We start from the raw sequence: 25,463 nt of genomic DNA, 5'->3' as shown, positions 1-25,463 counted from the left end.
CTGAACAGACCGTGGCGGTGCATTAATGGGGCAATGCCCATGAATGCACCCGCCGCGGTCATTACAACAGATTGAAGGTCGCTTCTTTGACTGCCCGGGAGTCCAGACCGATCATGACCTTGAACTCGCCCGGCTCGGCGGCGTACTTGAGCTGAGGGTTGTAGAACTTCAGGTCATTCTCGCTGAGGGTGAACGTAACGACTTTTTCTTCACCCGGCTCCAGCGTGATCTTTTCGAAGTTTTTAAGCTCTTTCACCGGGCGGCTGATCGAGGCAGCGACATCACGCAGGTACAGCTGAACGACCGTCGCGCCCGCTACTTTGCCGGTGTTCTTGACCGTCACGCTGGCGGTCAGTTTGCCTTTGCGCTGCATGTTGGCGTCCGACAGCTTGATGTCCGAGACGTCGAACTGCGTGTAGCTCAGGCCATAACCGAAGGGGAACAGCGGGCCGTTGGGCTCCTCGTAATAGTGCGAGGTGTAGTTGCCAGGCTTGCCTTCGTGGTACGGACGACCGGTGTTCAGGTGCGCGTAGTAGACCGGCAGTTGCCCGGTCGAGCGCGGGAACGACATGGCCAGCTTGCCCGATGGGTTGTAGTCGCCGAACAGCACGTCAGCCACGGCGTTGCCGCCTTCAGTACCCGGGAACCAGGTTTCGAGCATGGCGTCAGCCTGTTCCTGTTCGTCGACCAGCACCAGCGGACGGCCGTTCATCAGCACCAGCACCAGTGGCTTGCCGGTGGCCTTGAGTGCCTTGATCAGGTCGCGCTGCTTGCCCGGAATGGTCAGGCTGCTGCGGCTTGCCGATTCATGGGACATGCCGCGCGATTCACCCACCACTGCCACGATCACGTCCGACTGCTCCGCCACCTTGACCGCTTCGTCGATCATTTCCTGAGCCGGACGCGGATCAATCTCTACTTCCTTCTCGATGAAGTTCAGGTAGTTGAGAATGTGCTCGTTGTCGCTGACGTTCGCGCCGCGGGCATACACCAGTTTTGCCTTGTCACCGACCGCGTTTTGCAGACCTTCATACACGGTTACCGACTGGTTCGGGCGACCCGCTGCCGACCAGCTGCCGAGCATGTCGAGGTGGCTCTGCGCCAGGCCACCGATCACAGCGATGGTGCCTTGCTTCTTCAGCGGCAGGGTGTAGTTCTGGTTTTTCAGCAGCACCAGCGTCTTGCGTGCTACATCGCGGGCTTCGGCACGATGCAGTCGGTCGTCGGAGTAGGTGTCGGCAGGGTCATCTGCAGCCACGCCGATGCGCCCGTATGGCGACGCGAACAGGCCCATGTCGTACTTGGCACCCAGCACTTCACGCACGGCGTTGTCGATTTCCTTTATGGAAACCTCGCCGTCCTTGACCAGCCCCGGCAATTGCTCGCCGTAGGCCACGTCGTTCATGCTCAGGTCCACGCCCGCCTTGATGGCCAGCTTGGCTGCTTCGCGGTAATCCTTGGCCACGCCGTGCTCGATCAGCTCCTTGATCGCGCCGTGGTCACTGATCGTGACGCCCTTGAAGCCCCAATCCTTGCGCAGCAGGTCTTGCATCAGCCACGTGTTGGAGGTGGCCGGAACGCCGTTGATCGAGTTCAGGGCAACCATGATGCCGCCTGCGCCCGCGTCGATACCGGCGCGATATGGCGGCAGGTAGTCCTGGTACATGCGGGTCATGCTCATGTCCACGGTGTTGTAATCGCGTCCGCCTTCGACCGCGCCGTACAGGGCGAAGTGTTTGACGGCCGCCATGATGCTGTCGTTCGCGGCAACGTTCTTGCCCTGAAACGACCTGACCATGACGTCCGAGATGCGTGACACCAGATAGGTGTCCTCGCCGAAGCCTTCTGAGCTGCGGCCCCAGCGTGGATCGCGGGAAATGTCGACCATGGGGGCGAAAGTCATGTCCAGACCGTCAGCACTGGCTTCTTTGGCCGATACGCGGCCGGTCAGGGCGATGGCGTCCATGTCCCAACTGGCGGCCATCGCCAGGCTGATCGGGAAAATCGTGCGATGACCGTGAACCACGTCATAGGCGAAGAACATCGGAATTTTCAGACGGCTCTTGGCGACTGCCGCTTCCTGCAAGGGGCGGTTTTCTGAACGTGTAATCGAATTGAACGTACCGCCGATGCGTCCGGCGGCAATTTCCTTGAGAATCATCGGCTGTGGCATTTCTGCGCTAATGCTGATGAGGCGCAATTGACCGATCTTTTCGTCAAGGGTCATTTGTTTCATCAGGTTGCTGATGAACGCATTCTTGGCCTGCAAGGTGGCCTTGTCCGAAGCGACAGATTGAGCCGGAGCGGCAACGGTGGCGGCGCTTTGGGCCATCACCGAATGACTGGCCAACCCCACCAGCAATCCTAATAAACACAGCTTATTCATGAATAATTTCTCAAGGCTTTTGGCTACAACTCGCGTGTAATATCCGACAGCCAGTTTTTGGGTTATGGACCTTTGGCGTTATTGTTCAAGCACGGCGCAAGGGTAGTGGCTGCCCGGTCTCTCTCCAGGGTGTGTACGAAAATCTTCGGTTTGATTGATTTTGGTACACATCCTGACTCGCTCAACGAGCGGCCGATGCATGGCGTCGGCGGGGGGATTATGCCGGGGAACGCGGGTTTTGGGTAAGGCGTGTCGTTTCAATGGATTCAAAATGTACCGGAGGTCTGATTTGAAGTGTGTGTCACAGATGATGTTCTACGCATTAATGATGTGGGGTACGGCATTTCGCGCCTATGCCGAGCAGCCGGTGCTGGTGTTTCCGCCCATGACCGGCAGCGTTGTGGATGCCGGTCAGATGCTCGACAGTCAAACCTCGGTGCGGCTGTCCAAATTGCTGCGCGCTTACGAGCAGGCCTCCGGTGAGCGAATAGTCGTCGTCACGCTGGGCGATCTGCAGGGCGCCAGCATCGAAGAATTTGGTTCACAACTCGGCGATGCCTGGGATCTGGGGCGCGGCGGCAAGGCCAACAGCGCCTTGCTGGTGGTCGACCGTGACAAACGCAAAGTGCTCATGGAGGTGGGTTCTGGCCTGCAGGGGCGTCTGAGCGATGCCCAATCGTCGCTTATCATTAATATGTTGATCACTCCCGAGTTCAATGACAGCCGTTTTGCAAGCGGCATCGAGCGCGGTACGCAGGCGGTGATCACGGCGCTGGGCGGTCAGGTCCCTGACTACCCTGAGCCGACAGTGAGGCTGGCGGGCTATGAAGATCCGATCAGTGATGTCAGGATCTGGCTATTGGCTATTGTGTTGACCCTGGTCGTGATGTTGATTGTGGCGGTCAGCATTCGGCGCTCTATCTGCCGCCTTCGTCCGGGCGAGCAGGCCGGTGAGCGTGACGGCGGCCGGTTCGGCGGTGGTGGTGCTTCTGGCAACTGGTAACCGGTGGATTCGAGAAAAGAGAACTTCATGGCGTTATTGAGTAAAGATGAACAACGGCAAGTGGCGCAAGCGATAGATCGCGTCGAGCAACGCACCGACGCCGAACTGGTGACGGTGCTGGCTGCGCGCGCCGATGACTATGCGTACATGCCTTTAATCTGGGCAGGCCTGATCGGTCTCCTGTTGCCTGGCACTGTCAATTATTGCCTGCAGTGGTTGAGTGCCGACGAGTTGATGCTGGCCCAGATGTCGACTTTCATTGTCGTCGCGCTGGTGTGCCGGCTTCCGAGGGTCACTGCACACCTCGTTCCGGCGTCGGTGCGTCGCTGGCGCGCGGGGAATCTGGCGCGGCGCCAGTTTCTGGAGCAGAACCTGCACAAGACCCATGACGGGACCGGTATTCTGGTGTTTGTCAGCGAAGCCGAACGCTATGTTGAGATCCTGGTTGATCACGGCATTGCGAGCCGTCTTCACGATGACACCTGGAAGGCGATGGTCGATGTCTTCACCCAGCAGGTCAGAAACGGCCAGACCCTGCAAGGTTTTCTGGGGTGTATTCATGCTTGCGGCGAGCTGTTGGCCGATCATGTGCCGGTCACCCATGGCCGCAATGAGCTACCCAATCGGCTGGTGGTGCTGGGTTGAAAACAGGCAGGTAAAGGTGAACACGTTTACCTGCCTGTAGGCGTTCAGCAAGACTCAAACGTTGCGTGTGATGCTGTAAATCGACTTCATGTATGCGCTGAACTGATCCACATGCTGATTGACGACGGTCGGGTCTTCGACCGTCGACAAGTCGTTTTCCAGAAAGCGGTAGAGCGAATCACTGAGCTTTCTGGACTGCTGAACCCAAATGATCCTGCTATTGTCCAGCGCTGCCAGTGTCGCCAGTTCTTCCAGTTTTCGGGTAATCGCCTTCGCCTCTTTTTGCGCGGTTTGGGATTCTGCCAGCAGGTTGTTGTAGCGATCGCGTATCTGGTCACGCTTGGCGATCAGGTCGGAATATTTCAGTGCGCCGCTGAGTTTGCCAAGCAGCGTCTGCAATCGCCCAATGCCGAGTTGCAATGCCATGAGGTGAGGCGAGGGAATGGCGATTACCGACAGCTCTTCAGTCGTCGGCAGCGTTTCTTTGAATAGATCTGCCAGATTGTACTGTTCAAACGTCTTGACTGTTTCATCCAGCAGACGACGATCTTCTGCCGCCGTATCCATTTTGGTTTTCTGTCCGTCAGACTGCTGAGTGAGACTGTCAAGTTGCTGTTGCAGTGTCTCTGTGAGGCTGCTGTCCGCGAGTTGCAAATTGATCTGCTGAAGCTCGTCGGTGGTGCGTGAAATGGCCTGAGCGGCGTTGGCTAAAACATTATTAAGTTCCAGTACCTGGCGCGCTCTTTGGGCGTTCAGCAGCTTGAGGGCCTGATTTTTCTGCTCGTCGCTCAGGCTATGGTCCGCTTCTATCTGCTGCTGTTTCTGGTCGATAGTCGCATGGCTGAACGTCTTTAACTGTGCCGTTATTGTGGCCAGGTTATCCGCAAATTGCGAATCAGCCGCGTTGAAGGTCGCTTTCAAAGGCTGCAATTTATCTTTCATGGCAGGCAGAAAGTCGAGCGTCAAAGACGTTATCTGCGTATGTATGTGTTGACGAGCCGCTTCCATGATTGCTTTGTCGGGTGCTGCAAAGGGGTCAGATTGGGAGACGCCTGTATTCATCATGATGTCCATATCCTTATGGTTATTTGCTTTGTTGGTTTGAAAATTCATCCAGCGCCTGTTCAAAGGTCAGCAGCAGATGGGTTGTAATACCCTTCATCTCTTCCCACGGCGTAATGACGCTCTTGAACTCCAATACAAAGTCCAGGAGCGTCTGATCGTCGCTGATATCCGCCAGGCGCCGGGCCGCGTTATCGACATAAGTGGCCAGCATGGTCCAGAGATCCCTCAGGTTTACTGCACTCTGATGAGCATCCAGCATACGAATCTTGATGTCTTCGAACAGGACTTCCAGGTTGCGTATGGCGGCAGCGAGTGGGCGCTTCTGTCCGAACGTTTCCAGCTTGGTCTTTTTTTCTGTGATCAACTGGTTCTTCTTCCGGCGGATCGTTTCCGCCTGGGCGCCGAATATGCTGTCCGTCACAATAAGCCCGACAATCCCGCCCAGAAGTCCCAAGGCAATGTGGGTTTTTGTGGTCTCGTATTCCTTGTGCTTCTGATCGATGTCGACGGTGAGACGATCAATCTCTTTTTCAAGTGCGATCAGGTCCTCGTCCAGATCCGATCGGCTGGCCAGCCGCACTTTGTCGTTGATGCCTGGGACCAGGTCGACGGTAAGAACGTGAGCAAACTGCTTGATATCGTCGGCAAGTTTCTTTGACGCTTCTCTGTGCGCTTCCATCTGAATCGCCATTTTTTTCAGCATCTCAGCCAATGACAGACAGACCGTCTTATCTGTTTTTGCCAGTTGAGCAGGCTTGAGGCTTTTCACTGTCTCGATGGTCAGGTCGGCAACGCTAAGCTGGAGTTGTTTGACGAGTTCCATCTTGTCGACGTAGTTCAGAATCTGCTTGCCCTGACTGGAAAATTCTCCGGCAAAAAGATCAAGATCGAAACCGTTGGCTTTTATATCAATTTCAATGGGTGACCAGCTTTTGGCATGTTGGTTGATTGCACTGTAGGTCAGCAGCAGGTCCTGAGGCTCAAGACCGGAAATGCCACTGTTCGTGAAACCAAGTTGTTGTTCCACCCGCTCAAGCGTGTTGGGCAGGTTCAAACTGTGTCTTTCGTAACGTTTGATGCTGAGTATGTCTTCTTTTGTCAGAATAAGGGCGGTCGCCCGGCCATTGTTTTTTTCATCTTCCGCCAGGGTTCTCAGAAATTCGGTGGGCGTTATCGTGACCTTGGGTTTTTCGGGGGCTTCAGATTTACGAATCGATTCATGCATGGTGCACGTTCCTTGTGCAAGTTCAGTAAAAGCGCTCTCGACAGTGTTGCGGCACTTCGTGAGTGAGTACGTTTCACTGTAACGGCGTTTTTCGGCTATTTAATATATTTGTATAGTGACAGGCGATAAATTCGTTTTTACGGGCATTGCACAGTCGTCGTCCCTCGATCGTTCATCGTCAGAATGGAAAATAGTCATGCCTGACAGGCGTCGGCACGCTTAAAATGTATGCCTGTTTTTTACGAGTCCCTGCCGGGACGCTTGAGGCACCTTTCGATGTCCGTGACACCCATCGCTCCATCCTCTGCCGCGCAGGATCATCGTGCGCAATTTCTTGGCCTGCTGGACACCAGCCTGTCCCAGAACTCGTTGATCAAGCTGGTGCTGGCCAAATACGTGGGCAGTGAGGCCGAGTTGCAGCGGGTGATCATCAAGCCGCTGACGGTCCGTGAGCAGCCTTGCCTGTCGTTCGTGTACCGCTACAAGACCCGTGACATCACCAAGAACTTCCCGCTTGCCGAGGCCATGGAGGTCATTGCGGGCCTGATTCCCGAGTCGTTCAAGAACGCGCACCTGCTGTCGCTGACCGATGAAGTTCAACTGGAGTTCAGCAAGAAAGGCAAAAGCACGCTGTTCAAGAGCAAGGCCCAACAGGAACGCGAGGCGCCCACCGCCGGACATGATCGCGAGAAGAAGCGCTACCTGGAGTTGACCCGTCCGTTCCTGACCGATCTTGGGGTGACCAACCGTCAACATGAGTTGATCCCGGCCATGTCGCGCAAGTGGAAGCAGATCAACAAGTTCATTGAGGTGTTCTCCCACGCGCTGACCTCTTCGCCGCTCAAGCTGGATCAGCCGATCAGGGTGGCAGACTTCGGTTCGGGCAAAGGCTATCTGACGTTCGCCATTCACGATTACCTGCGCAACACCATGCAGGCGCAAGGCGAGGTGACCGGTGTCGAGTTGCGCGAGGACATGGTGACACTGTGCAACAACGCCGCTGCGCGTCTTGAGCATCCAGGACTGGTTTTCCAGCATGGCGATGTACGCACCGTTGCGCCGAGCGCGCTGGATGTGATGATTGCGCTGCACGCCTGCGACATCGCCACCGACTATGCCATTCACATGGGCATCCGTTCCGGCGCATCGATCATCATGTGCTCACCGTGCTGCCACAAACAGATTCGTCTGCAGATCCAGAGTCCGACGCTGCTAAAACCCATGCTGCAGTATGGCTTGCACATGGGCCAGCAGGCCGAGATGGTCACTGACAGTCTGCGTGCCTTGCTGCTTGAGGCCTGCGGTTACGAGACCAAGGTGTTCGAGTTCATTTCGCTGGAGCACACCAACAAGAACAAGATGATTCTGGCGGTCAAGCGTGCCGAGCCTGCCGACCCCGCTCACTTGCTGGCGCGCATTCAGGAACTCAAGGTGTTTTACGGGATTACCGAGCAGTGTCTGGAAACGCTGCTTGTGGCAGACGGTTTTCTTAACGGATGACAGCGGCAGGTCTGGGCGCGATGACGACTGTCCTGCGCCCAAGCACGACGGTCGCGATCACGGCGGCTGCGAACACCCAGGTCATCGGCTCGATATGTTCACCGAAGAACAGCGCGGACAACGCCATGGTGAAGAAAATCTGCAGCAGCTGGACCTGGCTGACCCGCGAGATGCCTCCCATCGCCAAGCCTGAGTACCAGGCAAAGAAGCCGATGAATTGCGAGAAGAACGCAACGTAACCGAACGCCCACCAGGTGCTCATCGAGATGGGACCTTGATGCTGTGCTGCCATGTACAGGAAAGGTCCGAGCAGGATCGGACTCGACAGCACCAGCGCCCAGCAGATCACCTGCCAGCCGCCCATTTCCTTCGCCAGTCTACCGCCCTCGGCGTAGCCCAGGCCGCCGACCGCAATGGCACCGAGCATCCACAGATCGCCCACCTGAATGCTGCCGGCCCCGCTCATCAGCGCGTAACCCAGCACCAGCGCACTGCCCAGCGCGGCGCAGGCCCAGAAGGCTTTGGAGGGGCGTTCATGGGACAGCCATGCGGCATAGATCGCCACGAACAACGGTTGTATGCCATTGACCAGCGCGCCGTGCGAGGCGGGCAGGGTTTGCATGGCCCATGCGGAAAGAATCGGAAAACCGATGATCACCCCGGCAATCACCAGCGACAGGCCTTTGAGTTGTTGCAGCGTGGGCCACTTTTCCCGACGCCAGTACAGCAAGGCTGCCGCTGGGATGGCTGCCAGCAAGGCGCGGCCAATGCCGTTGAGCAACGGGTGCATTTCCTGCACCACCACGCGGGTCATCGGCAGCGTCAGGCTGAAGATAATGACGCCCAGCAGGCCCAGAGCCATACCCATGTTTTCGCGAGACGTCATGATTGAATCCGGTCTTTGTTGTTCTGTATTCAAGGACCGGCATTGAGCCATAGAACGGGCCCGCTTTTCCTTTACAGCTACGGTCTGATTCGGCCGTACAGTTGGAAAAGCGAGCCTGTTCAGCCTTCTTCAAGTGCCCGATTTGATTTTCGTCCAGGCCCGTGTGCGCGCCCGTTCGGCCGCAGCAGGCAGTGGCTGAAGCGTGTACAGGGTTTTCATCGCCTCTTCGGTCGGGTACAGATTGGGGTTGTTGCGGATCGCCGGATCAACGCGGTCGGTGGCGTTCATGTTCGGGTTGGGATAACCGACAAAATCGCTGATCGGTGCGATGACCTTCGGTTGCAGGAGGTAGTCAATGAAGGTCAGAGCGTCCTGAGTGTTCTTCGCGCCTTTGGGAATCGCCAGCATGTCGAACCAGATCGGCGCGCCTTCCTTGGGCAGGCGCATGTCGACGACCACACCGTTTTTGGCATCCCTGGCGCGGTTGGCCGCTTGGGAGAAGCTGCCGGAATAGCCGACCGCCACGCAGATATCACCGTTGGCGATGTCGGCCATGTATTTGGAAGAATGGAAGTACGTGATGTAGGGACGGATCTTGAGCATCAATGCTTCGGCTTTCTTATAGTCGTCGGCCTTGACGCTATTGGGCGGCAGGCCCAGGTATTGAAGCGCCAATGGCAGGATTTCCGAAGGCGAGTCGAGCAGGGCGACGCCACACTGCTTGAGCTTGCTGATGTTCTCTTCCTTGAAGATCAGATCCCAGCTGTCGACGGGGGCATCATCGCCCAGCACGGCCTTGACCTTGGCCGGATTGAAACCGATCAGAATCGTGCCGTACATGTAGGGTACTGCGTATTTGTTGCCGGGGTCGTTGGCCTCCAGCAGCTTCATCAACTTGGGGTCAAGGTTTGCGTAGTGGGGCAGCTTGCTGCGATCCAGCGGCTGGAAAACCCCGGCCTCGATCTGCTTGGCCAGAAACACGTTGGAAGGTACCACCACGTCGTAACCCGAATTGCCGGTCAGCAGTTTGGCTTCCAGCGCCTCGTTGGTGTCGAAGATGTCGTAGATCAGGTTGACCTTGGTCTGGTCCTTGAAGTCGGTCAGCGTCTGCGGGGTGATGTAGTCGAACCAGTTGTAGACACGCAAGGTGCGTGGTTCGTCGGCCAGTGCGCTGGCGCACAGCAGGGACGCGCACAACAGCGGGATAACACGTGCCGGGATAAAGCGCTTGAGTCGGTTCATGGTGGTCTCCAGAGGGCGAGGGGATAAGCTCAGACGCGTTCAAAACCTTCCAGCACATTCACGGCATTGACGCCGATTTCTTCGACGGCATAACCGCCTTCCATGACGAACAGGGTGGGCTTGCCAAGGCGCGCGATGCGCTCACCCATGCGCAGGTAGTCGTCGCTGTCGAGCTTGAACTGGGAAATGGGGTCGTCCTTGAACGTATCGACACCGAGTGAAATCAACACCACCTGCGGGTCGTAACGGTCGATTTCCTGACAGGCCTTTTCCAGCGCCTCGCTCCAGCACGCCCAGCCGCTGCCCGCTGCGAGGGGATAATTGAAGTTATAGCCTGCACCCGCGCCTTCGCCCGACTCGTCGGCATAGCCCAGAAAAAACGGAAACTCCGCCTCCGGGTGCCCGTGGATGGAGGTGAACAGCACGTCGCTGCGTGAGTAAAAGATCGACTGCGTGCCGTTACCGTGGTGATAGTCCACATCCAGGATCGCGACCTTGGCGCAACCCTGATCGAGAAACGCCTGCGCAGCGATCGCGACGTTGTTCAGGTAGCAGTAACCGCCCATCAGATCGCTGGCTGCATGGTGTCCGGGCGGACGACATAGCGCGAAGGCACTGTGGGCGCCCTGGCTGATTGCGCGCTGCGCAGTCAGCGCCACCTGGGCTGCGCTGTACGCGGCTTGCCAGGTTCCGGCGGTGATCGGCGCGCCGGCGTCAAAGCTGTAGTAACCCAGTTCGCCATGCAGGCTGCGAGGGATGACGCCGCGCAGGGTGCGCGCAGGCCAGGTGTACGGCAGCAGATCGCCGTCACGGCCCATTTCGCTCCAGCGCTGCCAGGCATTCTGGAAGAAGGTCAGGTAGTCGGCGCTGTGAATACGCTGCACCGGTTCAAGGCCGAAATCTTCCGGCGGCAGGACCTGGCCTATTGCCCGTGTACGAATGCGCTCAAGCACATGGTCGGCCCGCGATGGCATCTCGAAACAGGGCATCAGTTGCCCGTCGATCAGCTCGCAGCGTCCATGATGAAGGTGGTGATCATCCGAATAGATCGTCAGCATTTTTGTTCTCCTCTTGGCTGGCGGGTGTGCTCATTCTTGGCGAGAGGTGCTTCAGAGGTGAACGATCAGAACGGCCAAAAAGGGATAAATACGGACATTAAGATTGACCGTATATCGCCCCTTATTGAGGCGCGATGCCCCGTTTCGAGGCAGTGTTCAGGCGCGGTAGTGGCTGGGCGCAACGCCGCTCCAGCGCGTGAACGCGTGACGAAAGCTCGCGGTTTCACTGAACCCCAGCTCTTCAGCAATGCGATGGATAGGCAGGCGGTCTTCCTGCAGCAGTTGCTTGGCCTTTTCGAAACGCAGTTCATCAAGCAGCGTTTGATAAGTGCTGCCGTTGGCGTGCAGATGCCGACGCAAGGTGCGCTCGGAGCAGTTCATGTGCTGTGCAACGGCGCTCAGGCTCGGCGTGTTGCGTAACTGGCGGGTGATGACTTCACGGATACGCGCCAGCCAGGCCTGGCGGCCTGTGAATTCGGTGTTCTGACGCCGGCAACGCTCGTGCATGTCGCGGTGGGTGATGCGGTCGGCCAGCGGCAGGGGCTGCTCAAGCCAGGCACGTGAAAAAGCGAACGCGTTCTGTCTGTGCTCGAACTGCACGGGGCACGCAAAGCTCTCGTCATAACGGTACTGATACTCAGGCGCCGGGTACGAGAAGCAGGCCCCCAGCAGCGGCAATGAAAAGCCCAGCATGTCGTCACAAATGACCTTGAGCGATGCCAGGCACAACTCGGTATTGAACACGTGCAGTTGCACCTCGTCGCCGTAGTTGCTGGCGCTGAGCCAGACTGCGTCCTCATCCACGGTCAACTGCAATTCGAACAGCGTACCCAGCAGAGCCGGGTACGCCAGCGCCAGGCGCAGGGCGTCACCCAGCGTGGCGCTGGTCAGCAGGGCGTAACCCAGAATTCCATAGGATGACACATGCATGCGTCGGCCCAGTTGAAGGCCAATGTCCGGGCGCAAGCTGACCGCATTGGCGCAGACGCGCATTTCCTGGTGCGTGGTGATGCGGATGTCTGCCCGTGCCATCTCCGCTACGCTTATTCCGCTGCCTTGCAGCAAGGTTTCACGGGCGTAGCCTTCATCTGCAAAGGTATCGAGGATCAGCGAAACAGCGTTGAGTGTGGTGAGATGGGCGTGCAGCATGAGCGTCGTCCGTTTCAGGCAAGGGCCGTGAAAACGATGCACTGTCCGTACCGAGGTGTACAGCAGGCGCACTGTCTCAAAATTCATCGGTAAGTGTTGCACTCGTTGGCTACGCTTGCGCGCAGCATGGAATAGAACAAGGTTGGCCAATGGATACGCTTCGCCCCTATGCGCTCATGGACCGTGATGCCTGTCTGCGTATTTTTGACAGCAACGTTCCGCGCTACTTCGATCTTTTGGAACGCGACAAATTTGCCCGCTTTTTGCTGGAGCCCGTCGGGTCGTACTTCGTGGTCGAACGTCACACACATGTTTTGGCCTGCGGCGGCTACCTCGTGCTGTCGCCACCCTCGGTGGCTGAACTGACCTGGGGCATGGTGGACTGCGCTCATCAAGGCAGTGGCCTTGGCAAATATCTGACCGTTGCCCGGCTGGATGCCATGAAGACGATTCCCGAAGTTTCACAGGCTTACATCAACACCAGCCAGCGCGTGCAGGGCTTTTATGAAGGGCTTGGCTTCAGCCTCACCCGTGTTAAACGAGATGGACACGGCAAGGGGCTCGACAGCGTTGAAATGCACCTGAAGTTGTAACTAAAAAAGACATGTTTATTGAGCAGGCAATATAAAAAAGCGCTGTTTCAGGTTAAGAATATTGAGCTTAATCGATACAGCTTTTAAGGCCTTGTACAAGAATAGACGCGGCATTAAAAAAGCGGTGCTCTGATAAATATTTATGTGGAACGCTGGCGGACACCCATCCTCTGAATACCGTCGATACATCATTGTATTTATGCAAAGCAGGCAATCATGAACGCATACAGACTTTCAACGCTTGAAATCAAACACATGGTCGAGCAGGCTTTATTGCCCCATCGCTGCACATGGGAAGCCGCTCAAGGCGGTACCCTGGCATTGACCCTGACCAATCCCGGCAACCCGGATCACGCCATCTGCGTGACGGGCATCAAGCTGGAGCGCATGGTATCCAGCCGTGCCATTTCGGAACTGATAGGTGAAGCACGCCTACTGATGTCGATGAATCAGGTGCCCGTTTCGGCGCTGGATTATCGTCAGGCCGCTGCCAAACACTGGTAAAAAGGCGACGACAAGTTTCAAACATTGCAGGCCGCGAGTCAGGCTGAAAGCCCACAAGTGCGGATAATCGATTTATCCACACTTGCCGGATCAGGCACGCCGTTAGCGTGACGGAATATTCTCGATGTCATCCACGATAAAGCGTGGTAGCAGGTTGACGTTGTAGTCCTCCACGCTTGCGTTGCTCTTGTTGGTCAGTACGCTGGCCGCTGTCTTGAGATTCTGCCAGTGCCCGATTGCTCCGCCAGGCTGCAGTCTGGTTCTTTCCTGACCAAAGTGCAGCACTTGCCTGCCTGACTGCTCTACCGAAACCTGATAGCCGAAGTCCACGCTGGCCATGACCTTGTTGTCATCCACGATGTGCGACATCAGCCCGCCTTTCGAATCGCCCAGGCGACGCCTGTAGACGCTGTCGACATCCAGCAGATAATCGGCGCTCTCCTTGGTGGACGCATAGCGATTGGCCTGTTGCAGGCGCTCGATGAGTTTGAGCCTGATACCGTCTTCCAACTGCTCCCTCGACATGAACAGCTCTCTTTCGCCCTCCAGTTTGAGCTTGAAAGAGTCCACCCAATAAGTGGCGGTTTTGGGAATCGAAACAGGAGCAGGGGAGATGTAGTAGTCGGGTGTAGAGGCGCAGCCCGCGACGCAGGCGATGATCAACGGCAGAGCGGCAAAACGCATTGTTCGTCCTTGAGGATGTGATTCGGGGACGTGATAAAAGCACAGTCTCCCGCAGCTTGCCTATCGGAAATTGCCCGTTCTGCCGTCGGTCATGTGCAATGACCTGCACGTTGTCCCTGTGATCCGAGAGCGTTATTATGCGGGCCGTCAATTCACGAGCTGACGAAGGAATTCCCTTGCCTCGTTCCAACTGGCTGCCTACGCCGCCTTAGCGCTACGCCCCCTCGCAACACCCTGACCGCCCTTTGGCTGCGGTCTATTTCTGCTGTGCCTGATTCGGCCGCAGCACATCCTCAACACCACTGAAGACAGACGCACCTGCATCGCCCAGCGCCCGACGCTGCGCGCCATGCCGTGCCGTGCCTGCATGGGTGAATCAATGCTTGAAAATATCAAGGCTGCCTGGCTTTCCAATGTCCGGGCTGACGTACTGGCGGGCCTCGTTGTCGCGATGGCCCTTATTCCCGAAGCCATCGCTTTTTCCATCATTGCCGGGGTTGACCCGCGCGTCGGGCTTTACGCCTCCTTCTGTATCTGTACCGTCATCGCGTTCGTGGGCGGCCGCCCGGCGATGGTCTCTGCGGCCACGGGTGCCATGGCGCTGCTTATGGTGAATCTGGTCAAGGACCATGGTCTGCACTACCTGTTGGCGGCCACGCTGGGCTGCGGGGTTTTGCAGATCATCGCGGGCTATCTGCGGCTGGGTGAACTGATGCGTTTCGTGTCTCGCTCGGTGGTGACCGGCTTCGTCAATGCGCTGGCCATCCTGATCTTTCTGGCGCAACTGCCGGAGCTCACCAACGTCACGTGGGTGGTTTATGCCCTGACTGCCGCAGGACTTGCGATCATCTATCTGCTGCCACGGATTCCGGTTATCGGCACGCTGCTGCCTTCGCCGCTGGTGTGCATTCTGGTGCTCACCGCGATCTCGATTTACATGGGGCTCAACGTCCGCAAGGTCGGCGACATGGGCGCATTGCCCGACAGTCTGCCGATCTTCCTGTGGCCGCAGGTGCCGCTGAATCTGGAAACATTGCTGATCGTGCTGCCTTACTCGGCGGCGTTGGCGGTGGTGGGTTTGCTGGAGTCGATGATGACCGCCACCATCGTCGATGACTTGACCGACACGTCAAGCGACAAGAACCGTGAGTGCAAAGGCCAGGGCGTCGCCAACATCGCCAGCGGATTGATCGGCGGCATGGCCGGTTGCGCCATGATCGGGCAATCGATGATCAACGTGAAGTCCGGCGGCAGAACCCGCCTATCCACGCTGAGTGCCGGTGTTTCGCTGCTGGCGATGATGATCTTCCTCGGTGACTGGCTGGCTCGCATTCCCATGGCAGCGCTGGTTGCGGTCATGATCATGGTGTCGATCAGCACGTTCAGCTGGAGCTCGATCCGTAACCTGCGCCAATACCCGCTGTCCACCAACCTGGTCATGATCGTGACCGTCGTCGTGGTTGTCGCCACGCATAACCTGGCGTATGGCGTGGTGGCCGGAACCCTGTTGGCGGCGATGTTCTTTGCCAACAAGATCGCGTATTACCTCGACGTCAGTTCGAAACACGACCCTGAGTACAGTCACCGTACCTACTACGTCACCGGTCAGGTGTTCTTCGGTTCGGCGGACCGGTTCGCCCGCTCGTTCGACCTCAAGGAGTCGCTTGATACCCTGACCGTCGACCTGAGAGACGCGCATTTCTGGGACATCACTGCCGTGGCCGCGCTGGACAAGGTGGTGTTGAAACTGAGGCAAGCCGGGATCGCTGTGGATGTAATCGGCATGAACAACGCCACGGCCACATTGGTGGACCGGTTCGGGGTGCATGACAAGCCGGACGGCCTGGAGTCGTTGATGAAGCATTGAGGTCTTGTGCGTTTTAACGTGCGCAGCGGGCAGGGTGTTTTCCTGCCCCATGCATCGTATTTTTCAGCGAGTGATGCGTTGTTCGATAGTGCTTCGCGCAACTCCCAAGCAATCCTGAAGCTCCTCCCAGAACCTTTCTGCAAAATCCCCCAACAGAATCATGGCCCTGAAAATCCGAATCTTGGTCTGTATATCCGGCAGAGGAATCGCTCCGGGCATCAGGCGTCCCGACGTGAACTCAGGCAAAGCCAAGGTCTGGGCCAACCAGGCGAGTCACGTCTTTATGCATCATCCCAGTTGCCGGAGAATGGTTGCCAACAGTCCAGGAAAACGTGCTTCGAGGTCTTCATTGCGCAGCGAGTTCATGTGCGTCGTGCCCACGTTACGGGTATGCACCAGCCCTGAATCACGCAGTACGCGGAAGTGGTGGGAGGCGCTGGACTTGGGCCGATCGCCACACAGTTCACCGCAGGTTGCCTCTGGTACGCCCGCCAGATAGCGCACGATTTCCATCCGCACGGGATCGCTCAAGGCATAAAGCACACGGTCGAGAGTGAAGGCGTCGGGTTCTGGGTGTTTTAGAGTTCGCATGGGCGGCATGATAACGAGGGGTTTCAATTAGCGCTATATTTCGAATACTATCGAACAATCGTAATTCGATGTATCTGGAGATTTCCATGTCAGCGCTGTTTCAACCCTACACCCTCAAAGACATCACCCTGCGTAACCGTATCGCCATTCCACCGATGTGCCAATACAAGGCCGACGATGGCTTGATCAACGACTGGCACCACGTTCACCTGGCCAGCATGGCACGTGGCGGGGCGGGGCTGGTGGTGGTCGAGGCGACGGCTGTTGCACCTGAAGGCAGAATCACACCCGGTTGCGCCGGTATCTGGAATGACCAGCAAGCTCAGGCATTCGTTCCCGTCGTGAAAGCCATCAAGGCAGCCGGGTCTGTTCCAGGCATCCAGATTGCCCACGCGGGCCGCAAGGCGAGCGCCAATCGTCCGTGGGAAGGCGACGACCACATTGCCGAGTCCGACGCACGCGGCTGGGAAACCATTGCGCCGTCCGCCATTGCTTTCGGCGCCAACCTGCCCAAGGTGCCGCGTGAAATGACCCTGGACGACATCGCCCGCGTTAAGCAGGACTTCGTCCACGCCGCACGTCGTGCGCTGGAGGCCGGCTTTGAATGGATCGAGCTGCACTTCGCTCATGGCTATCTGGGACAAAGCTTCTTCTCCGAACACTCCAACCAGCGCACTGACGCCTACGGTGGCAGCTTCGACAACCGTAGCCGCTTCTTGCTCGAAACCCTGGCCGCTGTACGTGAGGTCTGGCCAGAACACCTGCCATTGACCGCCCGTTTCGGCGTTATCGAATACGACGGCCGCGACGAGCAGACTCTCAGCGAATCCATCGAACTGGCGCGCCGTTTCAAGGCGGGTGGTCTTGATCTGTTGAGCGTCAGCGTCGGCTTCACCATCCCTGACACGAACATCCCGTGGGGTCCGGCTTTCATGGGGCCGGTCGCTGAGCGTGTGCGTCGCGAAGCGGGCATCCCTGTGACCTCGGCGTGGGGCTTTGGTACACCGCAATTGGCTGAAGAGTCGATCAAATCGGGCCAGCTCGATCTGGTGTCGATTGGCCGCGCACACCTTGCGGATCCGCATTGGGCGTACTTTGCCGCCAAGGAACTGGGCGTGGAGAATGCGTCCTGGACCTTGCCTGCGCCTTACGCGCATTGGCTTGAGCGGTATCGTTGAGAGGCTGATCCTGGAATGACTGGATCGGCTTTGCTCTGAGCTGACAAAACCCCGCCCAGGCGGGGTTTTTTGATTACGCCCATCGCCAGCGGTCAGCGTAATGACCAGGTTGCTGAGCATCTTCGAGGAAGCCAGTGCAGCGAGCGACGTTCAACATGCGAATACCACGTCTTTTCTGGTCGCGATGGGCGTAGGTCAGGTGGTGCTTAGATCAGGTGGTGCTTAGAGAGGAGAGCAGAAAGAGGGGAGGGTGAGCGAATAGGCTCTGTATCAAAAGTTGGAGCGGGTAGAGGGAATCGAACCCTCAACTAAAGCTTGGGAAGCTTTCGTTTTGCCACTAAACTATACCCGCTCAAAGCGGCTGACTTTGTACCAGATGCGGTCCCGCATTTGAAGCGTTAATTTCCCCAATCCCTGCTTTTTTCCCGGACTTTCGCCATGGAAGCCGTCCGCCGAGTGCCGCTGTCCGTGCGCTGGCGGAGGGTTCCCTGGCTCTGTCGAGCGCTGGTGTCAGAGGGCGAGCGCATGATGGTTCTGAACCAGATTGAAAGCGTGGCGCGACGGTTGCGCCGTGGCCGGTTCCGGTTGCAGGAAACTCAGCAGTGCCAGCTTTGAATCCCTGCAAGCGGCCTTGTGTTCCATGTCCAGAAAATGCCCGGCAGCGTCGATGGTGCTGAAGGTACAGTCCTTCACATAGTGTGCGAAATGTACGGCGTCTTTCGCGGCAGTGTATTCGTCCCAGGCACCGTTCACGAACAAGACGGGTACGTTGATGTTCTTCGCAGCGGTCAGGTAGTTGCCCGGATCGATTTCCAGCACCTGGCTGATGTGGTGGTGCATCTGGTCGTACTCGTGCAGGTCCAGGCTGCTGACGTGACGATAATTGAAGCGCTTGAACAACGATGGCAGGTGTTTGCCGATGGTGTCGTTGATCAGGTGGCCAACTTCGTAACGACTGTGAGCGCCCAGATGGGTGAGGCTCCGATTCAGGTAGTCACGCATGTGTTCGTTGATGACCGGCGAAAACGAGCTGATGACAGCGCTCTCGATACGCTTGGGACGATGCGACAACGCAACCAGTGCTGCCGCGCCGCCCCATGAAAATGACATGACGTGTTCGGCGTTGAAGTGGTCGATCAGCTCCAGCAGAATCTGGCCTTCCATTTCCCGGCTCAGTGGCTTTTCATGCAGATTGTGAGGTTTGGATCTTCCGGCATACGGCTGATCGTAGAGAACCACGTTCATGGTCGGGTGAAGGTTGCGAACGGTCTGTGCAAATGACGCCGTGGTGGCCAGTGAGCCGTTTACCATGATGATGGTTTTTTGCGCGGCGTCGGCGCGATAGAACTCCGTGTAAACCCGAAACTGTCCTTGTATATCAAGCACGGCTTTTTCTGGCGACATAGGTATAACTCCTGGCGTAAACAGGTATGCGTACAACGACGTTGCACGAGTTTCGTGACAGGCAGGCATTAGCCGATTAAAGGCCCATGTCGATCCGAACGATCTGTCCGACAGGTATTGTTATTGGCGGGCAATTTGCCGTGAGCCGCAAAGGCTCAGTACGGTAAAAGGTTTCTTGGAATGATGTCCTGACTCTTCAGTCACATGTGGACTGACGGGTTGGATTCAAGCAGTGGATACGTGAACCCGCAAGTGCTATTCATAGGCTTGTTGCGCATTCCGCCGAACGGTTGTGACTTTTTCAGAATAGCGCTATTTCCGCGGCGTGCAGCGTACGGTAGCTGCCGGGCTCTAGCTCGGGGTCCAGCGCCAGTGCGCCGATACTTTCCCGATGCAGAACCAGCACTTTATTGCCGAAGTGACCGAACATCCGCTTTATCTGATGGTAGCGACCTTCAACGATACTCAGCCGCGCGCAATACGGACCCAGTACGGTTAACACGGCCGGTTGAGTGGTGATGTTTTCGAACGGGAAGTAAAAGCCTTCGGCAAACCGGGTTATATACCGTTCGTCGATAACCTGTTCGGTTTCAACGTAATACACCTTTGGCAACTTTGTTTGTGGTTGGGTCAATCGCCGTGACCAGTGACCGTCATTGGTAATCAACATCAGACCGGTGGTGTTGAAATCCAGGCGCCCTGCAATATGCAGTTCATGGTTGTCAGGTTCATTCAACAACTGCAATACCGTCGGGTGGTGTGGATCAACGGTGGCACTCACGCACCCTTGCGGTTTGTGCAGCATGAAATAGCGCGCTGGTTTGCCTGCCTGAATGATCTCGTCGTCGAAGGCCACGCAGTTGAACTCCCGCACCTCATGATGCGGGTCGCTCGTGACGTGCCCGTCGACCTTTACGCGGCCGCTGACCAGCGCCAGGCGTACGTCCTTGCGGTTGAAACGGGGCAGGTTGCTGAGAAAACGGTCAAGGCGCATGGCGGCGGGGCAAGGTAACGGAGGTGGCGTATGGTACGCGATCTAGCGCGCGGGTTGGCTCAGCGCCGTCTGTTCAACGCCTGCGCAACGCGGACACAGACAGGCCTTGTTGCGCACCTCATCGGGCAGTGCTTCAAGCCGGGCCGGGTCGATGGTTTCGGAAAAACACCAGCACGGCTGGCTGGCGGTGCGCGGGTCGGCCAGGGTGCAGCGGTTGCTGAAGCCGCACACCGGGCACAGGTGGGTTACATCGTTGGCGGTTGTCATGGCGATATCGGGACCAGGCGAAGGGGCAATCACGTCATGGCATCTTAACAATCGCGGGCTTGAATGTCGGTGCTCGATACACGGGCGCTCGCTGCAGCATGGCGGCGATGGCTGCGCAGCGGCAGTGCACCAGCAATATTTTTTCGTAATGAATGCCCTGCGCCGATAGCGTACTGAACAGGTCAGCCAGTGTGGGTGACGGCATGCCGAAGCGGTTGCGTACCGTCAGCACGTCCATGGGCGTGGGCGGAAGGTGCCCGAGCAACGGCGAGGCATTGGCGTTGCGCACGATGTTGGCGATGTCTCCATAGGGCTCGTTATGGAGTGTCTGGAATTTTGCCAGCGAGTAATTCTTGAACCGGCCAAGGAGCGACGTGCCCGCCATGAGCTTGTCGGTCATGACCAACGGCGCGAGTGAGGGCGCAAGTGCAACGGGTGTGTTTCCGGCTGAGTTTGAAATCGCGAAGGGCAGCGTACGTTTGCTGACGATGTTGTGCAGCATCGGGTCGACCAGTTCGTACCCATGAGGGGCGTAGGTGCGCAGTTCGGTGCCGTTGGGGATTTTCACGCTGGACGCCCAGGGCAGGTAGTGACCATGGGTGCTGACCACCAGCGTGCGGGCCTGACCCCTGTCTGACGTCCACAGCAGAAACCGGCGGCCCAGCTTCCAGGCGTGCACCGGTACACCGCCCAAATGTGGGTTGCCGGCAAGGGTCCAGCGCTTGAGCAGTGCCTCGGTGTGAAAGAATGTTTCCAGCCGCGTCGGGCGTCCAGACATCGAAGCGCTGGCCCGCGTGCTCGGGCCTTTGAACGTCTTGCTCACCTGCGAAACCATGCGTGTCGCTTGGCGTGCAGGCTTCACGAGCCTGTTTATTGAGCGCAGCAGTCTGGGTGTTCGCGGGCCCAGGTGCATCAGCGCGAGCGATAAAGTGGCCAGCAGTGCCTGATTTTTTTCGGCGTAACGGCTGCCCGGCAGGTTCGCGGACGCGATGTTCAGGGACGTGATGCCGATCTCGGTCGCCAGTGACGCAATCAGCGCCGGTGTCAGCAGCACAGCCATGGGGGCCAGGAGTACCTGCAGATGATTGAGCCGTTGCGTCCACTCGCTCAACGAGAGTTGTGCGGACGTGACGATCTGGTCCTGCGCATCCATCAGCGCGTGTTGCTCAAGTAACTGATGCAGAAAGGTGAAGGGCGAGTCTTCCACCGCTTGTCGATGCCACACGTGCTGCACGGCCTTATGGGTGTCGGGGTTGTAGATCGGGTCTGTCCAGGGACGCAGGGCAGACGCCGCAGGTATCGGGGTCTTGACGCCTCCCCAGACCCTGAGCAGGTAATTCAGGCGTGCCTGATGGCGCAGTGGCACATGGCGCAAGACCGTCTCGCGCCACTCGGTATCCGCTGTGGCGACCCTGAGATAGCGGTTGAGGGCGTCTTCGTCGGCGAACTCCATGAACGCCTTGGGATGGCCTGCCTGATAGAGCACGATCGGCAGGCCGGGCTGCTCAAGGACCAACAGTCCTGTGGATTGCGTCATCAGCGCATCGAGCAGGGCGCCCTGGACGTAGAAACTCACGCTGTACCAAGGCATTTTCCTGTCAGTGGAGAGCGCCGTCACGATCAGTTCCAGGCCGCTGCGTGACAGGCGTTCCTGTTTGAGAGCGATCAGGGCCTGGCTGATGAGCAGTGACCTGAAGGCCTGTTCGATATCGGTCTTGTTTTGTACCCAGAACGCGTTGAGTCGTTCGGTCATCAATTGAAGAAAATCAATGGTCTTCAAATGCTCCTCCAGCGCGCGCGGATCAAGTTCCAGCGCCTGGTCCTCACGCCAGGTGCCCTGGCCCGTGGTGTCCAGAAACACCACGGTCGCCCCGCCATGGTCGAGGTAGCCCACGGGGGTCTGAACGCGGTACTGAGTGACCAGTGCCTGGCTCAGGCTCATGGGGCGTTCATCTGGCGTGCTGACCTGGATCGGTGGTGTCCGGGCGTCTCCCAGCGCAGTGGTTGAAGTGCCGCGTCGATAGGCAACGAACACGTGATCGGGGTCATGTTCCAACCCGTGTTCCTTGAGATACCGGGCCATGACCTGTGCTGCCAGCTTCGACGGCATGGGCAGTTGCTTCAGCACAGGCGGACGGGATTGCCAAAGGTCCACTGCACTCGCCAGGGTAAGGCCGCGCGCCACCGGTCTCAGGTAATCGAAGTGGTCATAGCGCTCTTCGCCAAGCAGTTCATTAGCGAGGTATTCCTGGGCCTGCGCAAGTTCGATGAACACATCGCCGTCGACCCATGTCGAGTCGACGGCAGGCACGGTTTTTTCTTCGTGTTCGAGCAGATGGAATGCGTGTTCTTGAAGGCCCGAGTCATTCAGTGCGGCCAGCAGATTGCGGGTCATCTGTTGCGGCTCGTTGCTGGTGTATTCCACCACCGGCCCCTTGCTGCCTGGCACATGAATGAAGCTGTGCGAGGTGTCATTCGAGCTGACCTGAAAGATGCCCGGTACACGTTTGCCATTGAACGCGAGCATCCTTACCTGTGCCTGCATGCCGCGTCCGCTCTGCTCAAGGACGGAGGCATCTGATGGAAAGTCGTTGAGCCCCAATGCATCCAGCGTCAGGAAATAGCCGTAACGGCTGATCTGGCCACGTGCATATTGGCGCGCCAGCGTGTCGAGGAAGCCCAGCCTGGACAAGGCTCGATAGGTTGCCCTGTGCCGCGACCAGAATGTTTCCAGCGCAGTAGCGTAGTCACGTGTCCAGGGGGCGTTGGCTATCAGCTTGAATACCTCGGATGCACCCACCGACGGAAGACCGTCCGTGAGCGGAATATCCTTAAGCGTGCTGCGGTACAGCGCCATGTAACGCGGCGGGTCGAAGCTGGTAAGCGCCACCTCAGTCAGCGACAGGCGGATTTCGTCATGCTCGCGTCTATCGTCATTGACTTCAGGATGAGCTTCATTGGAGAAGGTGATGTGCAGTTGGTCAGGGTCCAGTGCCAGACCGGTCTTGTTTTTCAGGTACGAGGCCAGTTGCTCGCGCACGTAGTGACGCCTGGAGGGCGGGGCGTCCATGTCCAGTTGACAGGCTTTGAGCAGCAGTGTGGAGTCGGCGATCAGCGCGAACCCTGGGCTTTTGCGCAGGGCCTTGAGTCGTTGCTCGATGGCTTGATCAGGATCGACCCGCGCAGGGGGCTGATCGGGTGCAGCGGGTGGCTCCGATGGCAGCTCCGATGGCGGTGCCGAGGCATGAAGCGAGGTGTCTGGAGGGAGTGGGTTATGCGGGTCTTTCATGGCAGCTGATCAAAGAGAATGATCCCGCACTATGGCGCACCGTCCGGGTCGATCAGACACAACTATGTATCTGATCGACTTGCGGGTTTACGGCTGCCGCAGGTACGCGCGCCAGCCGCCCAGTTCGCTGATATTGCGTGCTCCTTCAAGGCCGTAGGGCTCGCAGATGAACCCTGTTTCCCAGCGACCATCAGCCAACTGCACCTTGCCCAGCCCCAGCGGAGCGGGAATGCCGGTCAGGAACGAACCCAGTTCGGCACTCGGCAGTTCCCAGACTTCCACGTCTATCGCCACCCCGTTTTCGGCCACACGCACCATGCCGGGTCGAAACGGCGGACCGCCGGCGAGTGCGTAAAGCTGATAATCGGGTGAGCTTTGCGTGGCTTCCAGCAAGCGAGCGCCGCGTTGCTTGAGTTGCCCGTTGAGCGCCAGGCCGTCCAGATGCGCGCCGCAGACCACCAGCCTGACCCTGTCGTTGCGCGCTGCGTTGTTCGGCGCGGGCAGCTGTGGCGCCTGACCGGCTATCAAGGGCAATGCCGTGTGACGTTGAAAGGCGTCGGCGAGGCTGAGCAGGTATTGATCGGTGAAGGCACGCCCGAACAGCGTCACGCCCCAGGGCAGGCCGTTGTCCATGAACGTGCAGGGTACGGCGACGGCGGCGTAGTCGAGCAGATTGACAAAGTTGGTGTAGTAGCCCAGTTCAGAGTTGCGCAGCACGGGTTCGGCGAGCAGCTCGGCCGACGTCACCGGCCGGCCGATGCTCGGTGTCACCACGCAATCGAGCCCTTCCAGCGCCTGGTCGCAGATGACCTTGAGCGCTTGCAAACGATATTGGGCGCGAAAGGTGTCTACGCCCGTCACCGCAGGCGCTTTGGCCAGTACTGCGCGAATGACCGGCAGCACGGCTGCGGGGTTGTCCTGCATCAATTGCCCGGCAACGCTGTAACGTTCGGCTACCCACGGGCCGTCGTACAGCAGGCTGGCAGCTTCCAGAAACGGCGAGAGGTCGACGGCCACCGCTTCGCCGCCCAAGGCAGTCAGGTGATCGATGGCATCGCTGAACAGCCGCGGCCCCTGAATACAGCCGAAGAACTCCAGGTCTTCGGCACGTGGCACGCCGAAGCGAAACGGGCGCGGTGTGCCGAATGCACTCGCGTCGTTCCACGCCGGGTTGCGGCGGCTGTATTCATCACGTGGGTCGGGTTTTGCGACCAGCCCCAGTAATTGGCTGGCTTCTCTGGCCGTGGCGGTGAACAGCGATACGCAATCCTGCGTACGACAGGCAGGAACCACCCCTGCGGTAGAAATCAGGCCTTTGCTGGCTTTGGTACCGACCAGGTTGTTCAGCGCGGCCGGTACGCGGCCTGAACCTGCGGTGTCGGTGCCCAGCGAGAAGCTGCTCACGCCCAACGCGACGGCCAGCGACGAGCCGGAGCTGGAACCGCCGGACGGATAGTCCTTCAGCACGCTGTTAGGGCAGGAGCCGTAGGGTGAGCGGCTGCCGTTTAGGCCGGTGGCGAACTGGTCCAGATTGGTCTTGCCCATGGGCACGGCACCCAGCGCGATCAGTTGATCGACAATGGTCGCCGAGGCGTGCGGCAGGTAGGCGTAGTCGGGGCAGGCGGCAGTGGTCGGGATGCCTGCCAGATCGATGTTGTCCTTGATTGCGAACGGCACGCCGTACAGGGGCAGATCCTGCATGTTGCAACCTTCCAGACTGACCAGGTATGGCTCCAGCTCATCGGTGCTGAGCAGATGGATGAACAGGTGATACTCAGGGTTCAGCGCGGCGGCTTTTTCCCGCAGCGCCAGAATCAGTTGACGGGGTGACAGCTCGCCTGACTGGTAGGCGGCGCGAACAGCATCCAGGCGCAGATCATTCAACAGGTCGTTAGGGGTCATGGTGATGTTCCATCAAATTGAGTGATTGGGT

General features: G+C 58.1%; 21 protein-coding genes and 1 tRNA gene. 7 read left to right on the top strand and 15 right to left on the bottom strand.

Annotated elements, in window-relative coordinates:
- Positions 1–61 precede the first annotated feature (61 nt).
- Complete coding sequence (gene bglX / locus H8S56_RS08705; protein ID WP_187518402.1) at positions 62–2,386, bottom strand: beta-glucosidase BglX; 2,325 nt, start codon at positions 2,384–2,386, stop codon at positions 62–64.
- A gap of 310 nt (positions 2,387–2,696) precedes the next feature.
- On the opposite strand from bglX, the gene H8S56_RS08700 reads away from it, so the two are divergent.
- A complete protein-coding gene (locus H8S56_RS08700; protein WP_187518429.1) occupies positions 2,697–3,389 on the top strand; it encodes a TPM domain-containing protein in 693 nt (230 codons plus the stop codon).
- Between the two features lie 27 nt (positions 3,390–3,416).
- On the top strand, positions 3,417–4,034 hold the full coding sequence (locus H8S56_RS08695) for a TPM domain-containing protein (RefSeq protein ID WP_024688682.1): 618 nt from the start codon (positions 3,417–3,419) through the stop codon (positions 4,032–4,034).
- Positions 4,035–4,088: 54 nt separating this feature from the next.
- Here H8S56_RS08695 and H8S56_RS08690 read toward each other — a convergent pair whose 3' ends face one another.
- Positions 4,089–5,147 (bottom strand): alpha-xenorhabdolysin family binary toxin subunit B, encoded by a 1,059-nt coding sequence (locus H8S56_RS08690; protein WP_235986763.1) that lies wholly within the window; start codon positions 5,145–5,147, stop codon positions 4,089–4,091.
- The gene (locus tag H8S56_RS08685; protein ID WP_050586094.1) at positions 5,119–6,324 is read right to left on the bottom strand and encodes an alpha-xenorhabdolysin family binary toxin subunit A; all 1,206 of its coding nucleotides are present in this window, start codon (positions 6,322–6,324) and stop codon (positions 5,119–5,121) included. Before H8S56_RS08685 ends, H8S56_RS08690 begins: the two co-directional genes overlap by 29 nt.
- Positions 6,325–6,600: 276 nt before the next feature.
- On the opposite strand from H8S56_RS08685, the gene H8S56_RS08680 reads away from it, so the two are divergent.
- On the top strand, positions 6,601–7,824 hold the full coding sequence (locus tag H8S56_RS08680) for a class I SAM-dependent methyltransferase (protein ID WP_187518401.1): 1,224 nt from the start codon (positions 6,601–6,603) through the stop codon (positions 7,822–7,824).
- Here the strand turns inward: H8S56_RS08680 and H8S56_RS08675 are convergent.
- From H8S56_RS08675 to H8S56_RS08660, 4 genes are all read right to left on the bottom strand, one after another.
- Positions 7,814–8,710: a DMT family transporter gene (locus tag H8S56_RS08675; protein ID WP_024688678.1), complete on the bottom strand. Its 897-nt coding sequence runs from the start codon at positions 8,708–8,710 to the stop codon at positions 7,814–7,816. The two genes, H8S56_RS08680 and H8S56_RS08675, sit on opposite strands and share 11 nt — an antisense overlap.
- 129 nt (positions 8,711–8,839) lie before the next feature.
- On the bottom strand, positions 8,840–9,952 hold the full coding sequence (locus tag H8S56_RS08670; protein ID WP_187518400.1) for a polyamine ABC transporter substrate-binding protein: 1,113 nt from the start codon (positions 9,950–9,952) through the stop codon (positions 8,840–8,842).
- Between the two features lie 29 nt (positions 9,953–9,981).
- Positions 9,982–11,010 (bottom strand): histone deacetylase family protein, encoded by a 1,029-nt coding sequence (locus H8S56_RS08665; protein ID WP_024688676.1) that lies wholly within the window; start codon positions 11,008–11,010, stop codon positions 9,982–9,984.
- A gap of 156 nt (positions 11,011–11,166) precedes the next feature.
- On the bottom strand, positions 11,167–12,159 hold the full coding sequence (locus tag H8S56_RS08660; protein ID WP_024688675.1) for an AraC family transcriptional regulator: 993 nt from the start codon (positions 12,157–12,159) through the stop codon (positions 11,167–11,169).
- 149 nt (positions 12,160–12,308) lie between these two features.
- On the opposite strand from H8S56_RS08660, the gene H8S56_RS08655 reads away from it, so the two are divergent.
- Positions 12,309–12,752 (top strand): GNAT family N-acetyltransferase, encoded by a 444-nt coding sequence (locus H8S56_RS08655; protein WP_187518399.1) that lies wholly within the window; start codon positions 12,309–12,311, stop codon positions 12,750–12,752.
- A 216-nt stretch (positions 12,753–12,968) separates the two neighbouring features.
- On the top strand, positions 12,969–13,256 hold the full coding sequence (locus H8S56_RS08650) for a DUF1652 domain-containing protein (RefSeq protein ID WP_032622901.1): 288 nt from the start codon (positions 12,969–12,971) through the stop codon (positions 13,254–13,256).
- Between the two features lie 102 nt (positions 13,257–13,358).
- On the opposite strand, the gene H8S56_RS08645 is transcribed toward H8S56_RS08650, so the two are convergent.
- On the bottom strand, positions 13,359–13,940 hold the full coding sequence (locus H8S56_RS08645; RefSeq protein WP_187518398.1) for a hypothetical protein: 582 nt from the start codon (positions 13,938–13,940) through the stop codon (positions 13,359–13,361).
- Positions 13,941–14,319: 379 nt separating this feature from the next.
- On the opposite strand from H8S56_RS08645, the gene H8S56_RS08640 reads away from it, so the two are divergent.
- On the top strand, positions 14,320–15,807 hold the full coding sequence (locus H8S56_RS08640) for a SulP family inorganic anion transporter (RefSeq protein ID WP_187518397.1): 1,488 nt from the start codon (positions 14,320–14,322) through the stop codon (positions 15,805–15,807).
- Positions 15,808–16,095: 288 nt separating this feature from the next.
- On the opposite strand, the gene H8S56_RS08635 is transcribed toward H8S56_RS08640, so the two are convergent.
- A complete protein-coding gene (locus H8S56_RS08635; protein WP_024695803.1) occupies positions 16,096–16,398 on the bottom strand; it encodes an ArsR/SmtB family transcription factor in 303 nt (100 codons plus the stop codon).
- Between the two features lie 86 nt (positions 16,399–16,484).
- Between H8S56_RS08635 and H8S56_RS08630 the strand changes: the two genes are divergently transcribed.
- Entirely contained in the window at positions 16,485–17,576 is a 1,092-nt protein-coding gene (locus H8S56_RS08630) for an NADH:flavin oxidoreductase/NADH oxidase (protein WP_024688661.1), read from the top strand.
- Between the two features lie 278 nt (positions 17,577–17,854).
- Here the strand turns inward: H8S56_RS08630 and H8S56_RS08625 are convergent.
- From H8S56_RS08625 to atzF, 6 genes are all read right to left on the bottom strand, one after another.
- Positions 17,855–17,928 (bottom strand) — tRNA-Gly (locus H8S56_RS08625).
- Positions 17,929–18,086: 158 nt separating this feature from the next.
- Positions 18,087–18,980 (bottom strand): alpha/beta fold hydrolase, encoded by an 894-nt coding sequence (locus H8S56_RS08620; RefSeq protein ID WP_187518396.1) that lies wholly within the window; start codon positions 18,978–18,980, stop codon positions 18,087–18,089.
- A gap of 301 nt (positions 18,981–19,281) precedes the next feature.
- Positions 19,282–19,974 carry a pseudouridine synthase gene (locus H8S56_RS08615; RefSeq protein ID WP_187518395.1) on the bottom strand — a complete coding sequence of 231 codons (693 nt, stop codon included), beginning with the start codon at positions 19,972–19,974 and terminating at the stop codon, positions 19,282–19,284.
- A gap of 42 nt (positions 19,975–20,016) precedes the next feature.
- Positions 20,017–20,241 (bottom strand): cysteine-rich CWC family protein, encoded by a 225-nt coding sequence (locus H8S56_RS08610; protein WP_024695805.1) that lies wholly within the window; start codon positions 20,239–20,241, stop codon positions 20,017–20,019.
- A 34-nt stretch (positions 20,242–20,275) separates the two neighbouring features.
- Entirely contained in the window at positions 20,276–23,530 is a 3,255-nt protein-coding gene (locus H8S56_RS08605) for a dermonecrotic toxin domain-containing protein (protein ID WP_187518394.1), read from the bottom strand.
- 87 nt (positions 23,531–23,617) lie between these two features.
- Positions 23,618–25,432 carry an allophanate hydrolase gene (atzF, locus tag H8S56_RS08600; RefSeq protein ID WP_187518393.1) on the bottom strand — a complete coding sequence of 605 codons (1,815 nt, stop codon included), beginning with the start codon at positions 25,430–25,432 and terminating at the stop codon, positions 23,618–23,620.
- Positions 25,433–25,463 lie beyond the last annotated feature (31 nt).

Origin of the sequence: Pseudomonas triticifolii (assembly GCF_014358015.1) — a bacterium.
In the GTDB taxonomy this organism is placed as follows: domain Bacteria; phylum Pseudomonadota; class Gammaproteobacteria; order Pseudomonadales; family Pseudomonadaceae; genus Aquipseudomonas; species Aquipseudomonas triticifolii.
This window is presented reverse-complemented; position numbering and strand designations above follow the sequence as displayed.